Source organism: Salinisphaera sp. G21_0, assembly GCF_017744115.1.
Lineage (GTDB): Bacteria > Pseudomonadota > Gammaproteobacteria > Pseudomonadales > Endozoicomonadaceae > Endozoicomonas.
On sequence record NZ_JAGHQW010000127.1, the window covers coordinates 1 to 3,937 of the forward strand.

At 49.7% G+C, this 3,937-nt stretch carries 1 protein-coding gene and 1 pseudogene; both read left to right on the forward strand.

Going from position 1 to position 3,937, the window contains the following annotated elements; genetic code table 11:
• The coding region (locus tag J7439_RS24975) for an RAP domain-containing protein (protein WP_209204766.1) at window positions 1-2,738 on the forward strand (2,738 nt) is incomplete at its 5' end.
• A gap of 229 nt (window positions 2,739-2,967) precedes the next feature.
• Window positions 2,968-3,937, forward strand: a pseudogene (locus tag J7439_RS24980) (hypothetical protein); the annotation flags it as partial.

Here is a 3,937-nt window from a genome sequence, read left to right on the forward strand (position 1 = left end):
GTCAATACACAAGATCAAATAATGATTACAACCGAGAGAATGACCATGCCGCTTCTTCAAGGCGCGGACGATATAGACATACCACAGTCAGGCCATGGGATAATCCCCACCGCACAGCCCCGAGGCACAATGAACTTTACCTTTCTTCTTTCACACGCTCTTCTCAACATCTACAGTACCGTTCAGTAAACCCTGCTCAAGATTTTAATGCCCTCATCAAACCAGAAATAATGGATGGTCTGGTGCGTAAATCGGATCGTTTCGGTCATCGCTATGATGGGAGAAATCACGGTCAATACGCCAGTTCAATTAAAAAATACACGTCAGATTCTAAAAGACCGTTAAATCGGGATGAACAAAGCCAGCTGATACGTTTGCTGCAAAATTTTACAGCAACACGGAGCTGGAATTGGCGAAGCCTGACGACAACACTTCATTCATTGACTTCAGCGGGTGTTTTTACCCTTCATAAACCCATGGATGAGCGTGTTAAGCTTACTCAGGCTGCCTTATTGTCAACGCTTTTTGATGCAATAATATTCAAGTGCAACCAAAAACCTGAAGCCAGGGATATTGGCACCCAGGAAATCGCCAACCTGCTGTGGGCCATGGCGAAACTGGTGAACAACGGGCAGGAGCGAACACCAGAGCTCAAAGAGGCCGTGGCCGCGCTGTTGTCCAACGTAAACGCACAGAAAGACCAATTTATTCCTCAGCATATCGCCAACCTGCTGTGGGCCATGGCGAAACTGGTAGACAACGGGCAGGAACGGACAGCAGAACTCAAAGAGGCCGTGGCCGCGCTGTTGCCTCACGTAAACATACAGAAAGCTCACTTTAAACCACAGGAAATCGCCAACCTGCTGTGGGCCATGGCGAAACTGGTGGACAACGGGCAGGATCAGACACCAGGGCTCCAAGAGGCCTTGGCCGCGCTGTTGCCCCACGTGAACGCACAGAAAGACCAATTTAATGCCCAGGGAATCGCCAACCTGCTGTGGGCCATGGCGAAACTGGTGGACAACGGGCAGAATCGAACACCAGAGCTCAACAAGGCCGTGGCCGCGCTGTTGCCCCACGTGAACGTACAGAAAGACCAATTTATTCCTCAGGGTGTCGCCAACCTGCTGTGGGCCATGGCGAAACTGGTGGACAACGGCCAGGAGCAGACACCAGGGCTCAAAGAGACCCTGGCCGCGCTGTTGCCCCACGTGAACGCACAGAAAAACCAATTTATTCCTCAGCATATCGCCAACCTGCTGTGGGCCATGGCAAAACTGGTGGACAGCGGGCAGGAGCTGACACCATGGCTCAACGAGGCCCTGACCTCGCTGTTGCCCCACGTGAACGCACAGAAAGCTAACTTTAAACCACAGGGTATCGCCAACCTGCTGTGGGCCATGGCAAAACTGGTGGACAACGGCCAGGAGCGGACACCAGAGCTCAACGAGGCCGTGGCCGCGCTGTTGCCCCTCGTGAATGCACAGAAAGCTAACTTTAAGCCACAGGAAATCGCCAACCTGCTGTGGGCCATGGCGAAACTGGTGGACAACGGGCAGGAGCAAACACCAAGGCTCAACGAGGCCGTGGCCGCGCTGTTGCCACATGTGAACGCACAGAAAGATCAATTTAATGCCCAGGGTATTGCCAACCTGCTGTGGGCCGTGGCGAAACTGATGGACAACGGGCAGGAACGGACGCCAGAGTTCAATGATGTAGTGGCCGCCCTGTTGCCCCATGTAAAGGCACAAAAAGCTCATTTTAACCCCCGGGAAATCGCCAGCCTGCTATGGTCCATGGCGAAACTGGTGGACAACGGGCAGGAGCAGACACCAGAGCTCAACGAGGCCGTGGCCGCGCTGTTGCCACATGTGAACGCACAGAAAGATCAATTTATTCCTCAGCATATCGCCAACCTGCTGTGGGCCATGGCGAAACTGGGTGAGTTCATTGAGCTGAACGTGGTCACATCTACGTTCGAATTTCTTGTCTACAAAATCAGTGAAAACCCTCAGCTCTCTCAGCAAAATATATTGATGTCTCTCTGGGGAGTAATGGTATGCTGTGCCAGGTTGTCTCTGGTCCCCAATGCCAATAAAAATAATTTGCTTGAAAAGCACATGGATGAACTGTTTACTCGCCTGGAAAATACATCCCCAGACAATGAAGAGGATCAACGCATCATTGCCATGGCCACAAGTTGGCTTGGGAGACCATGTCCGGTAGTCCCCCGTTACCAGACAACCATTTCAAAACCTCAAGCCGATTTCCGCTATCAACTCCAATCGCGCATTCCCTCTTTGAAGATTGAAGAAGAAAAAAGTCTGAACTTATTACCTCCGGTTGACCTGCTACTGCCAGATCACAACATGGTGATTGAAGTTCAGGGACCGTCTCATTACGTGGGTGGTGATTTCAAAACCAGGAATGGTTCGTCGCTGCTTAAAATCGCACTGCTGCAAAAAGCAGGATTTGAGGTCATTGAAATTCCGGTTAACATGCTTTTGAATCAGGATTTAATGAAACCATACATTGATCAAATAAAGACCAGGATAAGCTTCCCGCCACAGGGGCATGGCTCTGTATCACTTAAAAGAAGGTGGGCAGATGATTCATACATTACTGCTGATAAAAGCACGCAACCCACAGATCACGGTGACTTAACTGCAGAAGAACATTTAGAAGTAGAAGAGCAAACCGGAAAACCAGCCAAGAGGAAGAGAAAAAACAGCCAGTAATCCCCTCTTTTCGACCCTGGAACCGTTTTCACATTCCAGGAAAGTTCTACCAGCGTTGAAGACCTGTTGCCCCTGAATTTCGCCCCGGATGATTTGAAGATAACGGATGGTTGGCATCAGGAGTAGATGAGTTTCTACCACTGCTCACATTTATCAACATTCCAGCAAAATGAACTTCTGAACAGTACAGCAGTCTGCTTTTTATATTCTCATGAATTAATGAAAAGTTATGGATAGAAACTCTGCTGGTATCAGTGGTCAATACGCAAGATCAGATAATTATTATAACCGACCGGGTGGCCATGCCGCTTCTTCAAGGCGTGGACGATATAGACATGCCACGGTCAGGTGGGATGATACCCCACGCACTAACCCTGGGCGTAATAAATTTTACCGTTCTTCTGACGCAAGCCCTTCTCAATATCTACAGCGCCGTTCAGTAAACCTTGCTCAAGATTTTAATGCGCTCATCAAACAGGAAATAATGGATGATCTGGTGAGTAAATCTTATCGTTTCGGTCATCGCTATGATGGGAGAAATCACGGTCAATATGCCAGTTCAATTAAAAAATACACGTCAGCTGCTAAAAGACCATTAAATCGAGCGGAACAAAACCAGCTGATACGTTTGCTGCAAAATTTTACCGCAACACGGAGCTGGAATTGGCGAAGCCTGACGACAACACTGCACTCATTTACGTCAGCGGGTGTTTTTACCCTTTATAAATCCATGGATGAGCAAGTTAAACTTACTCAGGCTAACTTATTGTCAACGCTATTTGATTCAATAATATTCAACTGCCACCAAAAACCTGAAGCCGGGGATATTGATGCCCAGGGAATCGCCAACCTGCTGTGGGCCATGGCGAAACTGGTAGACAGCGGGCAGGAGCGAAAACCAGGGCTCAACGAAGCTGTGGCCGCACTGTTGCCCCACATGAACGCACAGAAAGACCAATTTATTCCTCAGCATATTGCCAACCTGCTGTGGGCCATGGCGAAACTGGTGGACAACGGCCAGGAGTGGACACCAGGGCTCAAAGAGGCTGTGACCGCCCTGTTGCCCCTCGTCAACGCACAGAAAAACCAATTTATTCCTCAGCATATCGCCAATCTGCTGTGGGCCATGGCGAAACTGGTGGACAATGGGCAGAAGCACACACCAGGGCTCAAAGAGGCCGTGGCCGCGCTGTTGCCCC